The organism is Mesorhizobium sp. M0848 (genome assembly GCF_040319805.1).
In the GTDB taxonomy this organism is placed as follows: Bacteria; Pseudomonadota; Alphaproteobacteria; order Rhizobiales; family Rhizobiaceae; genus Mesorhizobium.
Map to the genome: position 1 here is coordinate 287,145 of NZ_JAMYOM010000003.1, position 23,343 is coordinate 310,487.

The 23,343-nt window shown below is 60.3% G+C and carries 21 protein-coding genes; 13 read left to right on the forward strand and 8 right to left on the reverse strand.

Translation table 11 applies throughout. The features are described 5' to 3' along the window. Positions 1 to 73: 73 nt before the first annotated feature. A complete protein-coding gene (locus NKH95_RS05095) occupies positions 74 to 262 on the reverse strand; it encodes a hypothetical protein (RefSeq protein WP_127289235.1) in 189 nt (62 codons plus the stop codon). 51 nt (positions 263 to 313) lie between these two features. Between NKH95_RS05095 and NKH95_RS05100 the strand changes: the two genes are divergently transcribed. Together NKH95_RS05100 and NKH95_RS05105 are read left to right on the forward strand one after the other, a co-directional pair. Next, positions 314 to 1,825: a leucyl aminopeptidase gene (locus tag NKH95_RS05100; RefSeq protein WP_127289425.1), complete on the forward strand. Its 1,512-nt coding sequence runs from the start codon at positions 314 to 316 to the stop codon at positions 1,823 to 1,825. 28 nt (positions 1,826 to 1,853) lie between these two features. Beyond that, positions 1,854 to 2,303, forward strand: coding sequence for a DNA polymerase III subunit chi (locus NKH95_RS05105; RefSeq protein ID WP_352631889.1), 450 nt, complete (start codon positions 1,854 to 1,856; stop codon positions 2,301 to 2,303). A 91-nt stretch (positions 2,304 to 2,394) separates the two neighbouring features. Here NKH95_RS05105 and NKH95_RS05110 read toward each other — a convergent pair whose 3' ends face one another. Together NKH95_RS05110 and NKH95_RS05115 are read right to left on the reverse strand one after the other, a co-directional pair. Then, the gene (locus NKH95_RS05110) at positions 2,395 to 2,913 is read right to left on the reverse strand and encodes a DUF995 domain-containing protein (RefSeq protein WP_031213743.1); all 519 of its coding nucleotides are present in this window, start codon (positions 2,911 to 2,913) and stop codon (positions 2,395 to 2,397) included. A 174-nt stretch (positions 2,914 to 3,087) separates the two neighbouring features. Further along, on the reverse strand, positions 3,088 to 4,011 hold the full coding sequence (locus tag NKH95_RS05115; protein WP_128305696.1) for a glycoside hydrolase family 26 protein: 924 nt from the start codon (positions 4,009 to 4,011) through the stop codon (positions 3,088 to 3,090). 625 nt (positions 4,012 to 4,636) lie between these two features. Between NKH95_RS05115 and NKH95_RS05120 the strand changes: the two genes are divergently transcribed. The 3 genes from NKH95_RS05120 (at position 4,637) to NKH95_RS05130 (ending at position 10,049) form a co-directional block, all read left to right on the forward strand. Then, positions 4,637 to 6,523 (forward strand): glycosyltransferase family 2 protein, encoded by a 1,887-nt coding sequence (locus NKH95_RS05120; RefSeq protein WP_352891139.1) that lies wholly within the window; start codon positions 4,637 to 4,639, stop codon positions 6,521 to 6,523. A 227-nt stretch (positions 6,524 to 6,750) separates the two neighbouring features. Beyond that, on the forward strand, positions 6,751 to 9,192 hold the full coding sequence (locus NKH95_RS05125) for a sulfatase-like hydrolase/transferase (protein WP_352722762.1): 2,442 nt from the start codon (positions 6,751 to 6,753) through the stop codon (positions 9,190 to 9,192). A gap of 446 nt (positions 9,193 to 9,638) precedes the next feature. Then, positions 9,639 to 10,049: a hypothetical protein gene (locus tag NKH95_RS05130; protein WP_352753436.1), complete on the forward strand. Its 411-nt coding sequence runs from the start codon at positions 9,639 to 9,641 to the stop codon at positions 10,047 to 10,049. 161 nt (positions 10,050 to 10,210) lie between these two features. On the opposite strand, the gene NKH95_RS05135 is transcribed toward NKH95_RS05130, so the two are convergent. Beyond that, positions 10,211 to 11,212: a glycosyltransferase family 2 protein gene (locus NKH95_RS05135; protein WP_352891144.1), complete on the reverse strand. Its 1,002-nt coding sequence runs from the start codon at positions 11,210 to 11,212 to the stop codon at positions 10,211 to 10,213. A gap of 44 nt (positions 11,213 to 11,256) precedes the next feature. Then, positions 11,257 to 12,186 carry a lysylphosphatidylglycerol synthase domain-containing protein gene (locus NKH95_RS05140; RefSeq protein ID WP_502895162.1) on the reverse strand — a complete coding sequence of 310 codons (930 nt, stop codon included), beginning with the start codon at positions 12,184 to 12,186 and terminating at the stop codon, positions 11,257 to 11,259. Between the two features lie 428 nt (positions 12,187 to 12,614). Here NKH95_RS05140 and NKH95_RS05145 point away from each other — a divergent pair, with 428 nt between their 5' ends. After that, the gene (locus tag NKH95_RS05145) at positions 12,615 to 13,208 is read left to right on the forward strand and encodes a DUF995 domain-containing protein (RefSeq protein ID WP_352792856.1); all 594 of its coding nucleotides are present in this window, start codon (positions 12,615 to 12,617) and stop codon (positions 13,206 to 13,208) included. A 690-nt stretch (positions 13,209 to 13,898) separates the two neighbouring features. On the opposite strand, the gene galE is transcribed toward NKH95_RS05145, so the two are convergent. Both galE and NKH95_RS05155 read right to left on the reverse strand, forming a co-directional pair. Next, complete coding sequence (gene galE, locus NKH95_RS05150) at positions 13,899 to 14,978, reverse strand: UDP-glucose 4-epimerase GalE (protein WP_352442187.1); 1,080 nt, start codon at positions 14,976 to 14,978, stop codon at positions 13,899 to 13,901. Further along, on the reverse strand, positions 14,975 to 16,012 hold the full coding sequence (locus tag NKH95_RS05155; protein ID WP_352798576.1) for a UDP-glucuronic acid decarboxylase family protein: 1,038 nt from the start codon (positions 16,010 to 16,012) through the stop codon (positions 14,975 to 14,977). The genes galE and NKH95_RS05155 overlap by 4 nt, the downstream gene beginning before the upstream one ends. 1,041 nt (positions 16,013 to 17,053) lie before the next feature. Between NKH95_RS05155 and NKH95_RS05160 the strand changes: the two genes are divergently transcribed. The 5 genes from NKH95_RS05160 (at position 17,054) to NKH95_RS05180 (ending at position 20,770) form a co-directional block, all read left to right on the forward strand. Beyond that, complete coding sequence (locus NKH95_RS05160) at positions 17,054 to 17,659, forward strand: hypothetical protein (RefSeq protein WP_127289220.1); 606 nt, start codon at positions 17,054 to 17,056, stop codon at positions 17,657 to 17,659. Between the two features lie 62 nt (positions 17,660 to 17,721). Next, the gene (locus NKH95_RS05165; protein WP_352798578.1) at positions 17,722 to 18,576 is read left to right on the forward strand and encodes a 23S rRNA (adenine(2030)-N(6))-methyltransferase RlmJ; all 855 of its coding nucleotides are present in this window, start codon (positions 17,722 to 17,724) and stop codon (positions 18,574 to 18,576) included. Positions 18,577 to 18,769: 193 nt separating this feature from the next. After that, positions 18,770 to 19,222 (forward strand): hypothetical protein, encoded by a 453-nt coding sequence (locus tag NKH95_RS05170; protein ID WP_023813788.1) that lies wholly within the window; start codon positions 18,770 to 18,772, stop codon positions 19,220 to 19,222. 133 nt (positions 19,223 to 19,355) lie between these two features. After that, positions 19,356 to 19,937, forward strand: a complete 582-nt coding sequence (locus NKH95_RS05175; protein WP_352442190.1) for a TetR/AcrR family transcriptional regulator — start codon at positions 19,356 to 19,358, stop codon at positions 19,935 to 19,937. Next, positions 19,934 to 20,770 (forward strand): EamA family transporter, encoded by an 837-nt coding sequence (locus NKH95_RS05180; protein WP_023813790.1) that lies wholly within the window; start codon positions 19,934 to 19,936, stop codon positions 20,768 to 20,770. Before NKH95_RS05175 ends, NKH95_RS05180 begins: the two co-directional genes overlap by 4 nt. A 38-nt stretch (positions 20,771 to 20,808) precedes the next feature. On the opposite strand, the gene NKH95_RS05185 is transcribed toward NKH95_RS05180, so the two are convergent. Then, positions 20,809 to 21,120: a transcriptional regulator gene (locus tag NKH95_RS05185; RefSeq protein WP_023813791.1), complete on the reverse strand. Its 312-nt coding sequence runs from the start codon at positions 21,118 to 21,120 to the stop codon at positions 20,809 to 20,811. A gap of 573 nt (positions 21,121 to 21,693) precedes the next feature. Here NKH95_RS05185 and NKH95_RS05190 point away from each other — a divergent pair. Together NKH95_RS05190 and NKH95_RS05195 are read left to right on the forward strand one after the other, a co-directional pair. Continuing rightward, complete coding sequence (locus NKH95_RS05190) at positions 21,694 to 22,173, forward strand: histone (RefSeq protein WP_081734982.1); 480 nt, start codon at positions 21,694 to 21,696, stop codon at positions 22,171 to 22,173. A gap of 412 nt (positions 22,174 to 22,585) precedes the next feature. Further along, complete coding sequence (locus tag NKH95_RS05195) at positions 22,586 to 23,182, forward strand: glutathione S-transferase family protein (RefSeq protein ID WP_031213750.1); 597 nt, start codon at positions 22,586 to 22,588, stop codon at positions 23,180 to 23,182. The last annotated feature ends 161 nt before the right edge of the window (positions 23,183 to 23,343 follow it).

Below are 23,343 nucleotides of genomic sequence, written 5' to 3' on the forward strand. Positions count from 1 at the left end.
CCGAACAAGGTAGCTGTCCGGCAGCGCCTGCACAACTGGCTCATCAGATGGTCTATCCGGGTTCTGTCCCACATCACGCCCCCCGGCTGGGCGGAGTGTCGGCGGGAATGGATAAGAAAGGGCGAACATCGATGGTTAACAACAGGTTGCGGCAAAAAGCGGGGCCGTGCCGCGACGAATCGTCATCGATTCCATAGGTCATATGGGATGCCAATTCGGCAAAGTCTTGCCAAATGCCGGAAAACGACCAAATGTCGCGCATCGTTTCGAACCGCTTCCCCAAAAGTCGCGCATTCCCTGAAAGCAGGACATGATGAATCAAAGACCGTCGATCGCCTTCGCCAAATTTTCCGGGTCCCAGAGCGCGGTGAACAAGAAGGGCACGGTCTTCGTGCTCGCGGCGGATGAGGGCGGCCTGAGCGACGTCGCCAAGGCCGGTGATCCCGGCAAGACACTGGAGCGGGCCTTTCCCGTGGCTGAGTTCACGGGCAAGTTCGCCAGCACGGTGGAAGTTCTGGCGCCGCAGGGAGCATCGCTCGACAGACTGGTGGCGATAGGCGCCGGCAAGGTATCGGGACTGGACGAATATGCGTGGTTGAAGCTTGGCGGCACCGTTGCCGCGTCGCTGCGCAAGGCGACCGAAGTGGCGGTGGTCCTCGATGTGGCCGGCGCCTCGCCGAGCGCGAAAGACGCGGCAAGCCTTGCCGCGGGCATTCTCCTGCGCAGCTATTCCTTCGACAAGTACAAGACCAGGAAGGACAAGGACGACGGCAAGGCAGAGCCGAAGAAGCCGGTCAAGGTGACCATCCACACCGCCGATCCGGCCGCTGCGAAGAAGGCCTTCGCCGATGCCGAGGCGGTGATAGACGGCGTCCTACTGGCGCGCGACCTCGTCAACGAACCGGCAAACGTGCTTGGGCCGGTCGAGTTCGCTGCCCGCGCCAAGGAACTCGAGGCACTAGGCGTCAAGGTCGAGATATTGGCTGAGAAGGAAATGAAGAAGCTCGGCATGGGCTCGCTGCTCGGTGTCGCGCAAGGATCGCCGCGCGGCGCCCGCATGGCGATCATGCAGTGGAACGGCGGCAAGCCGAAGGACAGCCCGATCGCCTTCGTCGGCAAGGGCGTCACTTTCGACACTGGCGGCAATTCCATAAAGCCGGCCTCGGGCATGGAGGATATGAAGGGCGACATGGGCGGTGCCGCCGCCGTTACCGGCCTGATGCATGCGCTGGCGGCCCGCAAGGCGAAAGCCAATGTCGTCGGTATCATCGGACTGGTCGAAAATGCCGTCGACGGTCATGCCCAGCGCCCCGGTGATATCGTCACTTCGATGTCGGGCCAGACCATCGAGGTGCTCAATACCGACGCCGAGGGCCGCCTCGTGCTGGCCGATGCGTTGTGGTACTGCAACGACCGCTTCCAGCCGAAATTCATGGTCAATCTGGCGACGCTGACCGGCGCCATCATGGTGGCGCTCGGTCAACATTATGCCGGCCTCTTTTCCAACAATGACGAACTGGCCGAAAAGTTGGCGGCGGCGGGGCAGGCGACGCAGGAACGGCTGTGGCGCATGCCGCTGGGGGCCGAATACGACAAGCTGATCGATTCCAAGAACGCCGACATGAAGAACATCGGCGGCCGTTTTGGCGGCGCCACCATCGCGGCGCAGTTTCTGCAGCGCTTCGTCAAGGACACGCCATGGGCCCATCTCGACATTGCCGGCACGGCGATGGGGGCGCCGTCGAACGAGATCAACCAGTCCTGGGGTTCCGGTTTCGGCGTCAGGCTGCTCGACCGGCTGGTGCGCGACAATTATGAGCAGTGAACGGGTTCAATCACTATAGGCTGAAGCGATGGCCGACGTCCTGTTCTACCACCTGACCGAATCGACGCTGGAGGATGCGCTGCCAGGCCTCCTGGAGCGCAGCGTCGACCGTGGCTGGCGCGCCGTGGTGCAGACAGGCACCGAGGAACGCCGCGATGCGCTCGACCAGCATCTTTGGACCTTCCGGGACGATTCGTTCCTGGCGCACGCGACCGATCGTGAGGCTCATCCCGGCGAACAGCCGATTCTGTTGACCACCGGCGACAGCAATCCCAACGACGCAAAGATAAGGTTCCTGGTCGACGGCGCGGTGCCGCCTGACCTTGGCGGCTACGAGCGCGCCGTGTTCCTGTTCGATGGCCACGATGCCGCCCAGCTCGAGGCGGCGCGAGGGCACTGGAAGGTGATGAAGAGCGCTGGCCACGCCGTCACCTATTGGCAACAGACGCCAGATCGCCGCTGGGAGCGCAAGGCTTAAGGCAGGTCGCCTGAACGTGACTGAGGCAGGTCGCTGACCGTTCAGTCGACCCGCTTTTGGACCAGTGCCCTGTCCCGGATGAAAGTCTCTACTACTTTGCCTTGATCCGGCTCTGTTTGCGGCTGACGTAGTCGCCGTGTTTCAATTTCATGAACGCGTCCGCAAGGTTGCGGTGCGAACTCCTGAATACGTACCATTCTCCATCTGGAACCCGGCGCTGGTAGAGAATCCTGCCTGCCTGGCGATGTTCGAAACAGGAAAGAGCGTTGGAGTCGCCTCCGGCTCCGTGCCATTTTGCGCGGAAGCACAGCTTGCCTCCTCCGGGAATGAACCAGATGCCGTCACCGTAGCCCAGCTTGCGCGCCTTGTCCGAGGTCCAGGCACTGAACTGACGGCGCTGGACGGCAAAATATCCGGCACCCTCCCGACCCCAGAGCCACGAGCGGTTCTGGTACATCTGGTAGATGCCTTTGTCCGGCACCACCTCTGCCCGCATGGCCTGTTCGGCGATTTTCGTCGCCGTCTTGGCTGTTGCGGGAATCTGGAAAGCAAACAGACCAATGGAACAGGCAAGTGCCGTTCCGATACAATTGCCCAGTACTCGTTTCACAACCCCTACCCCTACTGTTACGCCACGCCCAGTTTATGAGAACGCTTGAGATGATTTCAGGTGAATCCTGAAATCTGAATCCGCCACTAAATCAAAGAGATGGAGCATGATGCCTGGACAGATGGTGCCCCGTTTGTCCGAAAAGCCGCTTTCTCACTTTTTCAGTATCATGCTCTAGGGCAAGACATGCTGGGTCACCCTCCAGTCGGGCAGACCATAGCCGCCCAGCCACGGCCACACTTCCTTCTGGTTGAAGTAGACGACCGAAGTCAGAGCCGGGAACTCCGCGTAGGATTTGCGGGAATCTTCCTGCCATTTCGAGACATAGTCCTGCTTTCCGACATAGCCGAGTTCCGCAACGACGATCGGCTTGTTGAACACCGCAACGCGGTCATAGCCGGGCTTCAGCAGTTCAGCGAAGGTGCGGTCACGACCGGTCTCGTCACCGTCTTTTTTCTGCAGACCGAACACCGACAGGCCGATGACGTCGACATAGTCGTCGCCGGGGTAGTATTTTTCCAAACCCTCTTCGCCTTTGGGCGACCACATGTACTTGGCGGCGGGGGCAGCCTTGCGGCAGATGTCGACTTCGCGCTTGTAAGCGGAGATCCAGTCCTTGGGAGCCCAGTTGGCCCAGGTGAAGCGGCCGTTCTTGTCTTCCATTTCCTGAGCCCAGCGAATGGTCACCGGGCTCTTCATCTGTCCCACCAGGCCGCAGATTGCCTGCATGTTGGCATCATATTTGCCGCTCAAAATGCCGTCGCGCAATTCGGGCGGGGTGATGCGCCAGTCCTTGGACCATGTCCACGGCTCAATCGTGATCAGAAGCGAACGGCCGCGCTGCAGCGCATAAGCGTCGGCAAGCGGCAGCGTCGACAGATCGACGTCTTCCCAGGGCAGGAACAGCTCTTCGATGCTGGCGCTCTTGTCGGTGCTGAAGTCCCCGTAGGGATCATAGGAACCGAACGCCGACGCAGCGCTGCTCGTCTGAACGGGGTCGGTCGCGGTTACGGAGCCGGCCCCTCCTGCAGTAGGGAAGGCGGCGCTTCCGCCCAATACCAGCGCGATTGCAAGTGCCTTTGCCGCGGAGTGTGTCATCATAGATTCTCCCATGGCCTCGACTTCTCGCGGAAGTTAAGGCTTCGCCCGTGCGCATCGATGCCTGATCGATACGGCTACCCAAAAAACCTGTCGGCTCCATTGGCGGAATCTGCGGGATTTCGGAGCGATCATTGGCGGTTGTGCGAACCTTCGCACGAAGCCCACCCAAAATTACTTCTCAAGGCGCCAACACAGAAGGAGCCGTCGAGAGAGTTTCGCCGCGATACTCACAAATTCGCGTCAATATTCCGATATATCATCCCGGTCTAATTTAAGAGCCGGGCGGACCAAAGAGTCAAGCGCAATTAATGGTTGCTTAACCATGATGTTCGCAACATGGTTAACGCTGCCTTGGGCGCTTCTTCCTGCGGACAGCCTCGGCCCCTTCGACGGATTCTCCGACGCTGAAACTTTTGCCGGCTGTGATTGCAGTGCTGGTCGGGGGAGGCGTCCACGGAATTACCCTCCCGATTCAAGATGTTAAGTTAACCAATTCGCAAGAAGTATAGTTAACCAACACTTAATTTAGTTGACTCTAAGACACCCAAGTGGATTCTAAGGGCGGGTTTTCAAGGCGCGTCTGCCGTCGTTCGGCTGATGCTCGGGTGGCGGCGGTACGTGTATGAGTGTTTCCGCGGACGTGGGGATCATCAGCGGCAAGACCATGCCGAAACGGGGGCGTGGGGCGGCTCCGGGGAAGGCGGCGGAGAAGCCTCCTTTTCTGGTGCCGGTGCTGTCGGCCACCCAGCGGCGGATCTGGAGGCTGGGACTTGCCTGCTGGTCGGTAACGTTCGGATTTTTCTGGTTCTGGTGGCTGCAGCCCGGGCACATCGAACATGTCATTCCATACATGCTGGCGACATTGACGCTCGTATGGCTGACGTTCATGCCGATGTATTTTCTCTTGAACGTGCATGCGATGAAAAAGCCGTCCAGTCTTCACACGATCCCGGAACGTTCGCGGGTCGCGATGGTGGTGACCAAGGCTCCGTCCGAACCGTTTTCGGTGGTTGCGCGAACGCTCGAAGCGATGCTGGCGCAGGACTGTCCGCATGATACCTGGCTGGCCGACGAGGACCCGTCAGAGGAAACGATTGCCTGGTGCGATGCCCATAACGTCATGATTTCGACGCGGCGCGGGCGGGAAGATTATCACCGCAAGGTGTGGCCCCGCCGGACGCGCTGCAAAGAGGGAAACCTGGCGTTCTTCTACGACCACTATGGTTATGAGCGCTACCACTTCGTCGCTCAGATGGATGCGGACCACGTCCCGACACCAACCTATCTCAGGGAAATCCTGGTCGCCTTTGCCGACCCGGCGGTTGGCTATGTATCGGCGCCGAGCATATGCGACAACAATGCCGCTGAAAGCTGGTCGGCACGCGGCCGACTGTTCCCGGAAGGGATGTTCCACGGACCCTTGCAGTCCGGCCATACGGGCGACGGAACGCCGCTCTGCATCGGCTCGCACTATGCCGTGAGAACCGCAGCGCTCAAGCAGGTCGGCGGCCTTGGCCCGGAACTGGCCGAAGATCACTCGACGTCCATGCTGTTCATTGCGGCTGGTTGGCGCGGTGTGCATGCCATAGACGCCATTGCCCATGGCGATGGCCCGCAGACCTTTGCCGATCTTGTCACGCAGGAGTTCCAGTGGTCGCGGAGCCTGATGACGATCATGCTCGAATACTCGCCCATATACCTTTCCAAGCTATCGCCACGGCTGAAATTCCAGTTCCTGTTTCGCCAGCTCTGGTATCCGCTTTTCGCCGTGTTTTCGCTTGTCATGTACGTCATGCCTATGTACGCGCTTCTGACGGCGAAGAGCTTCGCCAATGTGACATATGTTGATTTCCTTTTATACTATGCTCCGAACTCTATTTCCCTGATTATGCTGGTGATGTTGCTGAAGGCATTCGACCTGTCGCGCCCGCTCACTGCCAGGACGATCAGTTGGGAGGGAATGTTGTTCTCATTCTTCGCGCGTTGGCCGTGGGTGCTGGCGGGCACGCTGTCGTCGATCCGTGATTATGTGACCAAGTCGTTCGTGGATTTTCGTGTTACCCCCAAGGGCAGTGGCCCGAAAAATCTGCTGCCTGCCCGCGTCATCGTTCCGTATGTGGCACTTGCAATCGGAGCTTCGCTGCCGGTCCTTCTGGTGGACCGCGCGTCGGATGCCACCGGCTTCTACTGGTTCGCTGCCTTCAATGCGTTCGTCTACGGGTTGCTTGTGGTCGTAATCATCACCAGGCACCTGGCGGAGAACAGAATTTCGTTGCGGCGCAACGTCGCGAAACTCGCCTTGCAGGCCTCGCTCGCTGGCGTTGCGCTCTTCGTCCCGGGCGCTGCGTTTTATGACCGCGGCCTGGAAGGCATATATGGGCTCCAGCAGGGAGCAGGCGGTGTGCGCATCGTCAGCGTGGCCTACCCGGTTTCCGGAGCCGGGCGTGGTGGGAGCGGAACCCGCACATTCCATCTTGACCCCGCCTGGGATCGGCCAATCGTCAGATAGTCTGGAAGAGCCTGGCGCCCGCCAACTCAGGAATTGCCATGACAAAACACCCAAGGCACGGGGATTTCTCGACCCCAGGGGTGGAAGCGGTGGCTAATTCGAGATCTGTCGGTTCGCCGGGCGAGTGAACCTGGCACTTGGAAAATGGCAGCGGCTTTGAGATTGCAACGTAGCATCAGGCCCTTTGCTCTTTCGGTTGTCATCGCGGTTATGCACGGAACGGTCAGATGGAATTGAAGACACAGCCCGGTTCACAAGGTTCCAAGCGCTTCCTCCGCGCAGGCCTGCTGATCGCTTGCACCGGGTTTTTCTCCTGGGTGCTTCTGGGTGTCTACCGCGGCTTCATCATCGATCCCCAATCGACGCTCCAGGGTCGCTTGGCCTCTATCCCCAGCGGGATAGCGTCAAGCTACCACGATCTGATTTTCATTTCGTCGCTGACGGCAGCAGCCCTGCTCCTGCTTTTCCTGGCAAAGGCCAGCCGCCTCTTCGGCGTCGTCGTGGTCATCACTTTCTATCTCGCCATCCTGATTTCGCTATGTTGGGGGTTTGCCAACATCAATCTCGTCAAAATGCTGAGCGAGCCGTTTACTTTCCAGTGGTTGATCTATGGCGACTTCCTGCAGAATGCCGACGCCAAGAACGCCATAGGTGACGCGCTCAACCCAAGGGATTTCGCATTCTCGTCGTTGTCCATAGTTCTGGCGCTGGTCTTGGGTTATGCGACAGCAGGGCTGTGCGTGCGGCTGGCGGGAACTGCTCGAGCGGTATTGCTGGGGACGCTTTTCCTGTGCGTCGGTGCTGGACTGGTCGGCACCGGGTACCATGTTCGGGCGACGGCCTTGCCAGAGGCAAAGGTTGCCAACCCTATCGTGTACTTTGTTGAATCGGCTCTGTTCAGTCCGACCCCCGTCGTTTTCGCCGTGAATACCGGGGTGGACGTTGACGTCGCCAGCGTTGGGGAACGTCCGGCGGAGACGTCCAGCTTCAAGGTGCAATCACCAAATCCGATAAAGAACGTGCTGGTTTTCATGATGGAATCGGTGCCATCCCGATACGTCGAGACGTTTGGTGGAAAGTATACTGTTACACCAAACATAAAGAGCTACTCAAGTGACTCGATACGCTTCGACAATATATATGCGCACACTCCCTCTACAAACTATTCGATATTTTCGTTGTTCAGCTCGATGTACAATGACATATCTTACTATGGAATGACCGCGAGCCATCCGGATCTGCCGCTGAGTTCAATATCCAACACTCTGACCGCAAGCGGCTTTCGCACCGGATTTTTCTGGAGTGCGGATTCACGGTTCCAGCGCGTGGATGAGTTTCTGCTCAACAAGGGGCTTGATGTCATTCAGGACTACCGTGGGCAGAAATGCGATATTCCCACATTCAAGCTCAGTTCCAAGGAATGGAAGAATTTCGACTACAACAGCGATCTCTGTACCGCTCAATCCGTCATCAACTGGGTGAATGAGGATGCCGAAAATCCCTTCTTCGCGGTGATGTTTACGGCGATGACCCATTACCCGTATCTCATCGACAGCCCGCTGTTTACGGCGATGAAAGAGATCCCCGACCTCTCTGACGGCTCGAAAGTTCACTATTCCGATGACGAGAAGTTCAACGCCTACCTCAACGCGCTGAAGGTCGGCGACCAGGCGCTGGGACAGATACTCGATTCACTCAAGCAGTCCGGCAAACTCGATTCGACGCTTGTGGTCATACTCGGCGACCACGGTGAAGCGTTTGGAGAGCATGGGAACTACGTTCATGCCAGTGCTCTCTACGAAGAAAATATCCATATCCCGCTTATCATGATCAACAAGCAGCTTTTCCATGATGACGTCGCACATGCTGTCGGTGGGATTATCGACATAGCCCCGACCATCCTCGATATACTCGGCCTTCCGCTTCCAAGATCCTGGCAGGGTCACAGCTTGTTCAGCGAGCAGCGGCCGAACAAGACATTCTTCTTCATTCCCTGGAGCGGTTTCCAATTCGGCTACCGCGAAGATGATCGAAAGGTCACCTTCAACGCGACCACCGGCAGCATCGAGGCGTATGACCTCAAGACGGATCCTACGGAAAAGGTCAACCTCATCAAGGCCGGCACCGGCGATCGCACCGCCATCCTGCAGCCGATCGCGGGATGGGTACAGTCGCAGAAGCGCCGCGTTGCCGATATGATCGCCGATGCGACGAAAGACGCGGCGCGTTGCAGCATTGCCAGCCTCGAGATCGACGCGGCCGGTACCAGCTTCGAGGGTTCCCCTCGGCTCGACGTGCTTGTCGACGGAAAGCCGGTTGGACAGGCGGACGTCCTGGGGACGGAAAGCACGGCGATCACAGCAGAATCGATCGTCGCGGAGTTGAAGGCAGCGTCCGCTCATACCGTACCATTTCGCTTCAATCTAAGCGCCGTGCCCAATCCGCGGAAAATCGAACTCCGCTATGCCAACGACTTGTGGGCGGGGCAGGGCAAGGCTGGCGATCGCAACCTGTTCGTCAAGAATATCAAGATAGACGGCCGAGTGGTGCCGAAGAGCAAGCTGCATGTCGACAACAAGACTGTAGGGTTCATCGATGACAGCGGGACCAGCATGTTCAACAGCGGCTCGCTGTGGGTCAGCGGTCCATTTGTCGAGGGGTGCATATAGCGGCATAGGCACTCTGGAGCGGGCCGCCACATCCAGCCACTTCCGGCGATAAGGATCGCCAGCCCTTTTTGTCGGCTGGAGAGAGCCTGGGGCAGTCGGCCCTGCCGGCGCCGGTTGCGGCGCTGAGCGTTTTATACATCGCAACATCCCTGACAGCCCGAGCGCCGGCTTCTGTTTGCCGCGGGCGCGAGTCCGTCGCGTATGCCGGTGTGCCGTTTGGCAAGGCTCCGTCTGCCAGCCGATCCGACAATCGAATTTCCTTCAAATTCGAGCGAAGAGTGAAAGGCTGCGTTCATTATGACGTTTGCACGAATTTTAATAAGTCTCTTCTAATATGACGGAACGATGTGAGTGGAAAACGACCACTCACGAGCGATTAGAAACGACGGATTCGAAGTATATTCTTCGCTTTCAATCACGTTGCATTACAGGGCAGGGAGCAGATGATGAGACAGTTTATGGAAAATCTGACCGGCAGAAAATATGCCTATGCTGTTGCTGCAATCGCATTGGCCTCGATGTTGTCAGGCTGCCAGACGATGGACACGACCAAGACCAGCTCAATCAACGGACGGATCGTTGATCAAGGTTTTGGCAAGAAGGTCCAGCACGTCAGGAAGCTCGATCGCGTCGGAAAGAAGGTTCTCTACCGCAAGCCGCTCACACAGACGACCATGGTGACGCGTACGAGGCAGGAGACCTATGCGGCCTTCGTGCGGCCGCAGCGGGTCGGCAGGCCGGCGACGGTGAAGGTCTCCTACAGCCCGGGCAATGGCGGCCCGTTCCTGGGTCATTCGCCCTGGATTTGCGGCCCGAGCGGTTTCGGCCAGCGCGCCAGCTGCCGTTCGCGTTACTAGACTGGAACATCGGACCTGAAGTGGCGGCCGATTTGATCGCCGTCTGGTCTTCGCCGGGGGGCGCCGTCGAGGGCGAGAGGTTTGGCGCGTTGCGCCTTGCCTCTTGCCCTCCGGGCGCCATCGGTCTGTTGGGCGGGAACCTTCAGGAAGTCCCGATCAGCTCATGATGGCCGGCCCGGGCGGAGCCAGCCGTCATTGTCACTGGGCGCCGGCTGTGGCCGCGCGACATAGGCCGATGCTCCATTCGCTTCGTGATAGACCCGTGCCAGCATTTCAGCCAGCACGCCCGACGTCACCATCTGCACCCCGGCGATGAGCAGGAAGAAGCCGGTGAACAGCATCGGGCGTGTTCCGATGTCCTCGGCGAAAAGCAGCTTCAGGCAAAGCAGGTAGGCAAGGATCAGCGAACCCAGCGCGCCAAGCACGATGCCGATGCCGCCGAAGAAGTGCCCGGGCCGTGTGCGATAGCGCATGAAGAAATACATGAACACCAGATCGAGCACGACCCTGAAGGTGCGCGAAATGCCGTATTTGGACTGGCCGTGGATGCGGGCATGGTGCGTCACCACCTCCTGCGCGATGCGTCTGGGTGTCGTCACCGTGGCCAGCCATGCCGGGATGAAGCGGTGCATCTCGCCATAGAGCTTGACGCTGCGGATGACGTTGCCGCGATAGACCTTGAGGCTGCAGCCATAGTCCTTGAGGCGCACCCCGGTGACGCGCGCGATCAGCGCGTTGGCAATGCGCGAGGGCAGCCTGCGCATGAAAAACCCTTCCTGGCGATCCTTGCGCCAGCCGACCACCAGGTCGAGATCCTCGCTCAACAGGCGGTAGACCATACGCGGAATGTCGAAGGGATCATTTTGCAGGTCGCCGTCGATCGTGGCGATGACGTCGCCGCGCGCTGCGTCGATACCAGCCTGCATCGCGGCGGTTTGCTTGTAGTTGCGCACCAGCTCGACCGCATGCACATGCGGGCCGTAATGCGCCGCCAGGCGCCTGATCTCGCTCACCGTCGCGTCGGTACTGCCGTCATCGACCAGCACGACCTCCCACGGCTGGCCGTAGCGTTCCACCGCCTGATGAACCCGTGCCAGCAGCGGTTCGACGTTTTCAGCCTCGTTGTACATGGGCACGACGATGGACAGTGTATGCTCCGGCATCACCGCGCCGTCAGGCAGTCCCGAAGCAGGGATGGGCAATACGCTCATAGGGATGGTTTCCTTGCAGGGCCGACGGCCGGGTTCCCCGGCAGCGTCGATTTCGAGGGAAACAGCCAGGCGATCGCACCCGTGGCGATTGCCGAGCAGAAGATGAACAGATGCAGTGCCAGCGCTGCCTGAAGGCCGCTCTTCATGGCAATGCCGGAGGTGAGCAGCGCCGCCGCTGCACCCGCTTCGTAGGTGCCGAAGCCGGCGATGCCTTGCACCGGCAGTATGGCGGCGCCTTCGGCCCCGACGACGCCTGGAAAGGCGGTCGAAAAGGATGTCCCCAGCAGCATTGCCAGCAACCATCCCTGTACGGTGAGCTTCAGCGACCAATTGGCGATCGTCCACCACCAGCCATAGCGCGATCGGCCGGTCGCCTCGGTGAAGACATCGCGCAGCCTGCCGAGTTTCGCCACGATCTTGCCGCGGCCTGCCCAGTCATGCGGCGCACGCGCCCAGCGCGGCAGACACCAGGCGGCAGCGATCACCGCGGCCACGCCCGCGATCCTTGTCGCCGGATGCAGGCCCGGCCACACAGCCAGGGCCAGCACGCCGACGACGAAGGCATCCTGCAGTCTGAACCACAGCAGCGAGGCGCTGGCGCGCATGATCGGTATGCCGAAGACCTGGCGCAGGAGCAGGGGAAAGGCCGTCTCGCCGCCGCGAAAGGGCACGACGTTGATCATTGCATTGTGGATCAGGATGATCCGCAGGCAGGCACCGAAACGGCCATGCACCTCGTCGCGGAACTCGTCGCAGACGCGCAGCGCGCGCAGCACGTAGGTGACGAACAACGCAAGCGCCACGGCCGCGAAAGCGCCGGGCGTGATGCTCGCGAAAGCATCGCCCACCATCTTCCAGCGCGAGTCGCTGACGACCCACGCCAGCAGGGCCAGGCTCACGATTATTGAGGCAGCTCGTTTCAACAATTCAACAATTCCTGCGCAGGCTTGCGCTATCGGATTCCGTCGGCCGCGGCGTGCTGTATCTCAAAATCCACAGCATTGGTAGCGGCCCAAGCCTTTCCGATCGATCGCATTGCCTGGCTTGCGAGCGCGCATCCGCGCAACTTCAGGCGGCCGCGGAACCTCCGGCATTGGCCTGCTTTCCAACCCGACTATGGCCTCGGTTTCATCGATGGCTGCTGATTTAGGTCGGCCGGCTGTCCGGATCCATAAGCCCGATGCGCAATCGCGATGTTGCCGTCTTGATGGACAATGCGCGTGTCGCGAATAGTTGTTGCCCGCATGCTTTGCGGCGGTTGACACCGCCTTTCTCACGACTGTTAAATGGTTCGCGTGGCCGTCAAAGTGCTGACGCAGCCGCCTTGGACCGAATAGACATGCGAGTGCCAACTATGCCGACAGCTTTGATCAGATCGCTGCCGCTTGATGTCGGCCGTCGGTATCGCAAGGGGCCTCGCCGGGGTGCCAGTGTCAAGCAACTTGTGCTGCTCCTGGCTCTCTGCGGTCAGGTGGCTGTTTCGGGAGCGGCGCAAGCGGCCGCCGCCAACGACAAAAGCACGGCGGAACCCGTTACCGCCGCTGTTCCGACTGCTTACGAACTACAGCTTCTGTATGCCGGCCGCACATGGATATGGAAGGACGGAGCAGCTTATTTCGCGCGGGACAATCGACACCTCAGGGCCTGGACGTCCGGGCAGGACACGGCAACCGTCGCGGAGGGCAGATGGCTGGTGACCAAGGACGGCAAGATGTGCATGGAGCTCGCCTGGCGATCGAAGAGCTACACCGGCGAACCCCACCGCACCTGCTACAGCCATCGCATTCAGGGCCGGAACATCGAGCAACGCAAGGATCCGGACGGGGAATGGTACGGTTTCAAGCGATCTCCCGAGGATCCTTCCGACGAATACAAGAAATTCGAAGCAGGCGACACCAAGGGCGCGCAGTTCGAAGAGACCCGCAAGCTGGTCGATGCCAAGAAGTAGGCCATGCTTCCAGCCACGCTGAGCCAGTGGCCTGGCTGTTCTTGCCGTGCGCCTGTCGCGGAACCCGCGAATCGCCTATGGTTAAGCCTTAAGCGGCTCGGCAGGCGCGGTCGGCGCGCCGATCGCATCTAGTCGCATTCAATTGCATCAGCCAGACGACGAGACGATGGCCTGCCATACGGTTTTGATGAAATTTAATAATTAGTGATATCTAATATAACGTGTGATGTGCGAGTGGTCACTCATGCGGCGTGAAAGCGGCCCAAGTATAGTATGTCGCAACGCGCCCTTGGCTTATACTTGATAGCAAGGGACAGAGGATGAGAAATTCCGCGAGCGTATTTTGCTCAAGCAAAAATGTCGTATCTATTGCCGCGGCCGTAGCGTTGAGCTCTATGGTTGCAGGTTGTCAAGGTATGGACGCAACTGAAACCGGTTCGGTCCTTATCAGGCCCATAGTCCACCCGGTCCGCAGTCAGCCCGCGGTCCAGCCCGTGCAGGCCACATTTCTCGTGCGCTCGCTCCGTGCCGACCATCCGATCCAGATGACAAGCACAATAGCAACTGAAAGTGCCTACGCCTTTGCACCACCGCAACGGATCAAAGCCAGCACGCCGGCGCCGGTGAAAATCTCGTTCAATCCGGGCGATGGCAGCACGTTCTCGGGCGGCTCGCCTTATATCTGCAGCCCTAGCGGATTTGGCCAGCGCGCGAGCTGTCACCCCCGCTATCTCTGACTCGTCGAGCGACGACCGACGCTGCCACCCTGGCTGGCGGCAGTTTCATTGGCTTGGTCTTCAGTCCGAAAAAGGGAGCGGCCGTCCTGACAATGGTGTCGATGTCTGAAAGCTCCGGCACAAAGCCAAGATGTTCGCGTGCGCTTCCCGGATCGGCGTAGAGCTCCGCCGGATCCCCAGGGCGTCGGCTCCTGAGCACTGCCGGAACCGGCCTCGACGTCATTCGGCCGACCGCCTTGACGATCTCCTTGATGGAGATGCCCCGCCCGGTGCCGAGATTGACCGCAAGACTTCGCCCGCCACCCTCGAGATAGATGAGCGCTTTCAGGTGAGCGCGGGCCAGATCGGTGACGTGGATATAATCCCTTACGCAGGTGCCGTCCGACGTGTCGTAGTCGGTGCCGAAAACCTCGATCGCGTCGATGATGCCCGATGCGGCCATGAGCACTCTGGGAACCAGATGGGTTTCCGGCGAATGCCACTCACCGAGCTCGCCGTCGGGATCGGCGCCACAAGCGTTGAAATAGCGCAGGATCGCAAATTTCATTCCATACGCGGATGCATAGTCGCCGATGATCTGTTCACCCATCAGCTTGGAGCGCCCGTAGGGGCTGATCGGATTTTGCGAGGAGGTCTCGCGAACGGGCAACGCTTCCGGCACGCCGTAGGTCGCACAACTGCTGGAGAAGATGATGTTTTCGATCGAACTCGCGCGTGCGGCATCGAGCACCGCGATGGTGCCTGTCACATTGGTCGAATAATATTCGGCCGGCTCGCGAACGGACTCTCCGACATAGGCCAGCGCCGCAAAATGGATCACGGCCGTCGGCCGGTACGTTTCCATAGCCCGCCGCAGTGCATCCTGATCCCGGATATCGCCGACGACAAGCGGACCCCAGCCGACGGATCTCTCATTGCCGCGGCTCAGATTGTCGAAAACCACCGGCATGTAGCCGGCGGCGGCCAGCTGCTTGCAGGTGTGACTGCCGATGAAACCGGCTCCACCCGTCACCAGGACTGCCGGCCGGCTCATGAAGCGGCAGCTCCCCTGGCGATGTGACTTCCGTAAAGCAGGGCATCAAAATACTCGACGGTACGCGCGAGCCCCTGGCTCAAGCTGATTTTCGGCTCCCAGCCGAGATTGGCCTTGGCAAAGGAGATGTCCGGCTTGCGCTGCCTGGGATCGTCGACGGGCAGCGGCCGATGCACGATCTTCGACCGGGCGTTGGTGTAATCGACGACCAGCGTCGCCAGTTCCATGATGGTGAATTCGGCAGGGTTGCCGAGATTGACCGGGTGGGCGGGCGCAATCGGTGCGTTCATCAGCCGGATAAAGCCCTCGATCAGGTCGTCGGCATAGCAGAAGGAGCGTGTCTGCTGGCCGCTGCCATAGACGGTCAGGTCCTCGCCGCGCAGCGCCTGAACGATGAAGTTCGAAACCACACGCCCATCGTCGGGCTGCATGCGGCGACCGTAGGTGTTGAAAATGCGAGCGACACGGATATCGAGGCCATAGGTTCTCGAATAATCGAAGAACAGGGTTTCGGCCGAGCGCTTGCCTTCATCGTAGCAGGAGCGCGGTCCGTGCGTGTTGACGTTGCCGAAGTAGCTCTCGGGCTGTGGATGCACGAAGGGATCGCCATAGACTTCGGACGTAGAGGCCTGGAATATCTTGGCCTTGTTCTGTCGCGCGAGTTCCAGAAGGTTCAGCGATCCAAGTACGCTTGTCTTGAAGGTGTGGATCGGGTCTGCCTGATAGTGCGGCGGAGAGGCGGGGCAGGCGAGATTGTAGATCTCGTCGCATTGAAGATCCGAAGGCAATGCATCGACGATGTCGTGCTCGATGCAGCTGAAGCGCGGATTATGCAGGAGGGTATTGAGATTGTATCTTTTGCCGGTGTGGAAATTGTCCAGCGCGACAACGTCGTATCCGTCCCGCAAAAGACGTTCGCACAGATGCGATCCTAAAAATCCCGCTCCTCCGGCGACAAGGGCGCGTCGTCGGCTTTGGTTGGCGCCCCTTTGGCTGCCGGATTCCAGTTTCAGAACCTTGACAAGCTTACTCATGGTTTCCTCATACGCACCGCACACGCTACCGCCGGGCCGGGACAAAGCATCGCCCGGCCACGTTCCTCAGAACGTGGCAAACCTCCGCATCTGCGGAACCGCCATCACTGATGTGCGTCAATTGTTCTTTGGCTTTCGCGAAGCTGGTGCGACTACACAACCTCCGTGCTGCCGCTCAGCATTCTCTGCGCCCCGAAATCGCGATCACACGCCCGGTGTCACCATCGTCGATTGCTCGCCCAAATTGCACATCCCAACACATCGAAAATATACCTGTGGAAATCATAGTCAACTAAATTAGATATTTCTTAACCATATCTGTTTGCGAATGGTTAATCACGGGCCGGCATCGGCCTCGAAGCTGAACCAGGAGATGTCCAGGGCAGTTCCTCATTTTGAATCAGGGTATTGGGCCGGCCGCTGGCAGTCGGCGCCACAAGCTGTTCGCTATGTCGAATCAGCGATCGCCATGAAATGAGGGTTGCGCGATTCAGGGGGAGGTCGGGATGTATCCAGCCGAAAGGTGAAATTCAACGATCCGAGCGACGGGAAAATTTCAGATAGCAACGAGATTGCTGCCCGAAACCGCTCGGAGTGCAAATATAAATTCCAGGGCGCGAATATTCATACCATAGGGCTTGACCTATCGTAGGCACGCCGCAGCTGGCTATAGTGGGAAGAAGGGCAAGGGCTAAAGCTTTGTAAGCAAATTCATTCACAGGGACGAATTTTGACTTTATCTTCTTTTGGTGCCGCTGTTCATGATCTTTGCGCATTAAGGCCTCTGGTTCGCAAGGCGCGCCGATGGCCCATTCCGCCGAAAAGCGCATGCGCGCCTTCATTCAATAGTGGAGGAGCGGTCATTTCGGCAACGAATTTTAAGCGCATAGGTAGAACCCGCATTGTTGCGCGGCCACGCCGCCACCAGGTTGTTGCTTGCGCACGTCTGGCTCGATCGCCTGGGGTGGCGACTCGGCTGGCCATCGCCTTTTGATCGTCGGGGCGCTATTGGCAAGGTCACGATGGAATGTGGTGATGTGAATGCGCTTTCTGTTTGTCCTGATCCTGCTCGCCGGCGCCGGCATCGGTGTCGTCTATCCCTGGGCGATGAGCAACTTCTCCGGCCATGAGATCGGCACCTGGCGGGTCTATGAGCAGGGCCGCTTCAAGCCGCTGACGGTGCCGCTCTCCGGCCGCGATGCGCCGGTGCGGGTGCTGGTCGACCTGACCGCAAGAGCCGAGCGCATCGTCTCGCAGCAGCGCACCGTGCTGACGCTGACCGCTGCAAGCAATGGCCGCACGGTGCTCGCCTCGACGCTGCAGTTCAACCATTCCGACAATCCTCGCCAGGCTAGCCCGCAACTGCCCGACAAGATCTTTCGCGACGAGGCCGGCGTGATCGCGACCGTCAGCCCAGGCCCCTATACCTTCACCGTTGGACCTGGTGATGCCGACGACATACCGATGCGGGCGGTCGACCTCATCCTGCGCTCCGGCGCCGGGGAGATCGACAGCCGTGCACGGCCGGTCGGCTTCGCGCTGATGGCGATCGGCCTGATCGGATTTTTGCTGACCTTGCGCACTCGTGGCGGCCGGCCGGAAAATCCGAACTCGCAGCCGCCACCGCCGCGCTGGGGCAGGGGCTGATGCATGTCGCCCAAAAGTGTGCAGCGGTTTTGGGACAACGACATGCATAACGGCACAAAACCATGAACTACCGCCACGCCTATCATGCCGGAAATTTCGCTGACGTCGTCAAGCATGTCGTGCTGACACGCTTGCTCGAGTATCTGAAGCAGAAGGACAAGGCGTTTCGGGTCGTCGACACCCATGCCGGCATTGGCCGCTACGACCTGTCGTCCGTCGAGGCGCAGAAGACGGGTGAATGGCAAGGCGGCATCGGCAGGCTGATCGATGCCTCGTTTGCCGCGCCGGTGGCGGTGCTGCTCGCGCCTTATCTGGAGACAATACGGTCGCTCAACACCGAGGGTGGCATCCAGAAGTACCCGGGCTCGCCGTTGATTGCGCGCCATCTCATGCGCAAGCAGGATCGGCTGACGGCGATCGAGCTGCACCCCAAGGATGCCGCGAGGCTGAGGACGTTCTTTGCCGGCGATTTCCAGGCCCGGATCACCGAGCTCGATGGCTGGCTGGCGCTCGGCGCCCATCTGCCGCCGAAGGAAAAGCGCGGCCTTGTCCTCATCGATCCGCCATTCGAGGAAGCGGGTGAGTTCGAACGCCTCGTCGACGGGCTCATAAGGGCGCACAAGCGGTGGCCCGGCGGCATCTACGCGCTCTGGTATCCGATCAAGGACCGCAAGGCGATCATCGCCTTCCGCAAGGCGCTGAAGCAATCCGGCATTCCGAAGCTGCTCGACATCGAATTCGAGATCAGGCCGGCCTCTTCGGAACCCAGCCTCGACGGCAGCGGTCTGCTGGTGGTCAACCCGCCGTTCACGCTGGAGGGCGAGCTGCGGATGCTGCTGCCGGCCCTGCACGGGCTGCTTGCGGTGGGGCGGCCGGCGCACTGGTCGTTGGAATGGCTGGCCGGCGAGCAGGCTTGAGGCGGGCTCATCGATGACCCAGGGACCGTGCTCTCTTGGGTCTGGATATGAACGTGCCAGAGCCATTCCGGTGCGTGCAAACTCGGCTTTGGTCAAAAAGCGGTTTCAAACTGGGAAACCATTGTCAACGCAACCGCTTGACCGCCGCCGAGCGAATCCGCACAGTGCGCGCAATCGACCTTGAGAGGCTGCCATGACTCGCTTCGCCAAATCTGCCCTTGCCGCCCTGATTTCGCTCTGCACCCCGCTTGCCGCGCCTCTCGGTATCACCCAGACTGTGCAGGCCGCCGATCTTACGGTCTATTCCGATGAAGACAGCGGAGTCTGCGGTCAGCCCTGGGTACTGAACAAGATCACCAGCCGCTTTTCCTATCAGGTGCATCACGTGCCGCATCTGCCTGACGTGCAGATCACCGATTTCCGGCGCATCCACCAGCATCGCTATCTGGCGGCCAACGATACCTGGCCGATCGGTCGCCGTTATTGCGGCGCCACCGTCAGTCTGTCCGACGGCCGCGATCGCACCATCTGGTACCTGATCGAGGAAGGCCAGGGCTTTGCCTCGATCGGCGACAATGTCGAATTTTGCGTCTCGGGCTTCGACCGCTGGATGGTCTACAACGGCCGCTGCCGCATTCTGCGCTAAACCCGGTCTCCCCTTCCAATCTCTTTCGCGCCTGTGGCTTGATGGCTGCAGGCGTTTTTCGTGCCGCGTTGACAGCAGGTGCGATCCGTCGCATAGGTATGAGACAGACCTGTCTCACTACTAGGTAGCCTCCATGACGCCATCGTCCGCTTCCGGCAAGCGCCAGCACGTCGTTGAAACGGCCTACGTGCTGTTCAAGCGCGCCGGCTTCCATGCCACGGGTATCGACCGGATTATCGCCGAAGCGGATGTGGCCAAGATGACGATGTATCGCCACTTTCCCAGCAAGGATGAACTGATCGTCGAGGTGCTCGACTATCGCGCTATGCGTTTCGACCGCCAACTCGCCCGGCTCACCCAAGAGGACGTTCCGCCGGAGCAGAAAATCGGAAGAATCTTCGACTGGCATGGGCGCTGGTTCCGCAGCCCGGATTTCCATGGCTGTCTGTTCGCACATGCGCTGGCCGAGTTCGGCGATCCCGGGCATCCGGTTTTCAAGGCCGTTGTCAGGCAGAAGAACGGCCTCAAGCGGCGCATGCGGTCTATCCTCGAAGATATGATGCCGCGCGGCCGCGCCGAGAGCGTGGCGGCGACGCTGCTTATGCTGATCGAAGGTGCGACCTTGCTGGCGCAGATGGGGCAGGCCGACGCCGCCATTCGCGACGCCCGCAAGGCGGCCATGGGCATCGTCGCTGCTTCGCGCAGGCCGCAATGAGCCCGCTGGTCATCGGGCTCGCATTGTTTGCGGCGATCCTGCACGCAAGCTGGAACGCGTTCCTGCGCACGGGGGCCGACAGGCTGTGGACCGTCACCGTCATGAGCTTTTCAAGCACGGCGCTCGCCATCCCCTTCGCCTTCTTCCACGACCTTCCGGCCGCGCCGGCCTGGTCCTATATCGTGCTCTCGGCCTGCCTGCAGGTTGGCTACAGCTTGTTTCTCGTGGCCGCCTACAGATATGGCGAACTGGGGCAGGTCTATCCGATCGTTCGCGGCAGCGTGCCGCTGCTTGTCACGCTCGGCGGGTTCTTCCTGGCCAACCAGCAGCTCACTCTGCCGCAGACCGTCGGCGTCGCGCTGGTCGCTGGCGGCATCATGGGCCTTTCACTCGGACGGGGCAGGGCCGCCACGACATCGATATTCTATGCATTGGCAACGGGAGCGATCATCGCCGCCTATGCGACGGTCGATGCGCTCGGCGTTCGGGCGGCGGGAAACGCCGGCGCCTACACTGCATGGGTCCTGCTGATCTACGGCGCGTTGCTGCCGGCGGCCTTCGTCGCCTGCCGTGGCCGGCTCATAGTCGACCTGCGGGCGCCGGAAACCTGGAAGGCGCTGGGCGGGGGCCTGTTTGCACTTCTGGCCTACGGTGTCGTGGTCGCGGCCTTCGCGCTCGGACCAGCAGGTCCGATCACCGCGATCCGCGAAACCAGCGTCGTCTTCGCGGCCTTCATCGGACGCCTGTTCCTCGGCGAGGTGCTGACGCCGCGGCGGGTCGGCGCCTGCGCCATCGTCGCGCTCGGCGCCATCTGCCTCGGCTATCAGCCGTGACGGAACTGCGGATCGCGCAGGATTGCCCGGTCACCACGCTATTTCCTGCGCGGCGCCGCCTCGGCCTGGTCGAGGATCTTGCGCAGGAATGCGGCGTGGCCGCGGAACGCGCGCCGTCCACTCATCGTCGCCCTGACGCGCGTCTGCGGCCGGCGGCCGACGAACAGCTTTTCGATGTCGACATAACCGGCCCTGGCCAGCGTATCGAGGTGCGCGCCGAGATTGCCGTCGGTGACGTCCACGATGGCCTTCAGCCCGGTGAAGTCCAGCGTTTGACGTCTTTCCAGCATGCTCAGCGCGGCCATGATCCTGAGCCGAGTGCTCTGGTGGATGATTTCGTCGGCACTCATCGATTGGCTCCGGCGCAGCCAAGCCGGAGGCCACGGACAACCATGCTGCCGCCGTGGCGGACCGTCTTGGCAATCTGGAACGGCGGCAGCGCCGTTTGCCTCTGTGCGATCGACATCGAAGTACTCCCCATGCTGTGCAGAATACTCTGTTACGTAGAGTTATCTGTCAATTCACGAGCAAGCCGGTCTGCGATCGTGCTTGACAAGACGATGCATCGACCGGCTGTCGCGTTGCAGTATAGATCGTCCGCCTGCACGAGATGATCGCACCGATGAGGCGGCGGTCATGATATCGGCGGCCGACGATCGACACGCAAAGCTGTTCACTGATCTTGGGAGCTTCACGAGAGGAGCGGTCCCGCGGAGTGCGGAGAATGTCGGCGACACATTCTAGCCATTGGTCGAAGATCAGCAGTGAATTTCTGCGACGATCAGCACGACCATGTGCCGATCGTAACCGAAATTTAAGCTGCGAAAATCAGTCTATTGCTTCGCTGGCTAGCAAGCCGCGAGTCAGATATGCATGAGCGCGCCGGGTCATTACGGCCGTCGGCACAAAGGAAGGGGCATCGCATGGCTAAGCAGTCATCCAAAGCGCCGGCGTCCAAGGCACCGGCAAAGAAAGCACCCGCAAAAGCAGCGACGGCAAAGGTCGCAGCTGCAGTGAAGAAAGCAGCACCCGCTGCCAAGCCGAAGGCCGCGGCGGCCAAGGCAAAAGCAGCACCGGCCAAGAAGCCGGCAGCGAAAGCTGCTGCGAAACCGGCAGTGAAGAAGGCAGCACCCGCCAAGGCAGCGGCAAAGCCGGCGGCGAAGGCGGCACCAGCCAAGAAGCCTGCAGCGAAGGCCGCCGCGAAACCCGCAGCGAAGAAGGCAGCGCCTGCAAAGAAACCGGCTGCCAAGGCTGCACCTGCCAAGGCTGCACCTGCCAAGAAGCCGGCTGCGAAGGCTGCACCGGCAAAGAAGGCAGCGGCAGCGAAATCTTCAGCACCGGTGAAGAAAGCGGCACCTGCGGCCAAGCCGAAGGCAGCGCCCGCGAAGGCCGGCAAGAAGTAGTCGCGTCTTCCCTCGCCGGGGCGGTGCCAAAACAGTCAAGGGCGGGTGCCTGACAGGCGCCCCGCTCGCTGTTTAGGCAGTCGGAAGGCGAGAACAGAGGCGGACGGAGGATATCTTTTCGCAGCTCCCAGGACTTCGCCATAGGGCGAAGTCCGGTGGGGCTTTTTTTGTGTCATTCATGCGGGTGATGAAATATCGGCGCGAGGCTCTTCGGTCTTGCCTGTCGGCTGAGCGATCCCTGCGATTCCGGCAACTCGGCGACCATGGTGATGAAGCGCCGTCTTCACGGAGCGCTCGCTAAACGGCCCTGGCCGATGCGCCGCTCGCTGGCGGCTGGGTTTTCCGCTTCTGGCCATTGCTCGATCGCGCCTGATCGGTCAACACTGCCGGCCTGCAAAACAGGAAACCGATCATGCCCAGACTGCTCTATGCGTCCACCTCTCCCTACAGTTCCAAAGTGCGCATGGCCGCAGCCTATGCCGGCATCGACATCGAAACGGTGGCGGTCAAAACCGAGGACAAACCGGCCGAACTGGTCGACGCCAACCCGCTCGGCAAGATCCCGGTTCTGGTGCTCGACGACGGTCGCTCCATCCATGACAGTCGCGCCATCACCCAGCATCTCAACCGTTTGTCGAAGAACGCGCTTTTTCCACGCAATCCCGACAAGCGGCTCGAGGCGGAAGTGCTGGAGGCATTGGCCGACGGCATTTGCGACTGCGCGCTGTCGATGGTCTATGAACGGCGCACGCGGCCCGAGGAGATGGTCTATCAGCCTTGGCTCGATCGCCAGTGGGCGAAGATCACGGCGGCACTCGACCTGCTCAACGCCAACCCGCCGAAGCTGCCGAAGAAGATCACCGCCGGCCAGATGGCGCTGCGCGCCTGCCTTGGCTATCTCTCGCTGCGCTTTGCCGGAAAATGGGAAAAGGGCCGCGCCCGGCTGACACGGTGGGCTGCGCGCTTCGACGAGAAGTTTCCAGAGCTGAAGCCCTGCATTCCCGGTTGATAGCCGATTGCCCCGGGATTGATTTCCCGATCACCCGGGAAAATCACTCAGACACAAAAAAAGCCGGGCGCGAGGCCTAATGCAGTTCACTTAAGTTGGGCTGGATGAGGATCTGGTAAGACCTATCGAACAGGATGGAGATTCGTTTCCATCCTGTTCGT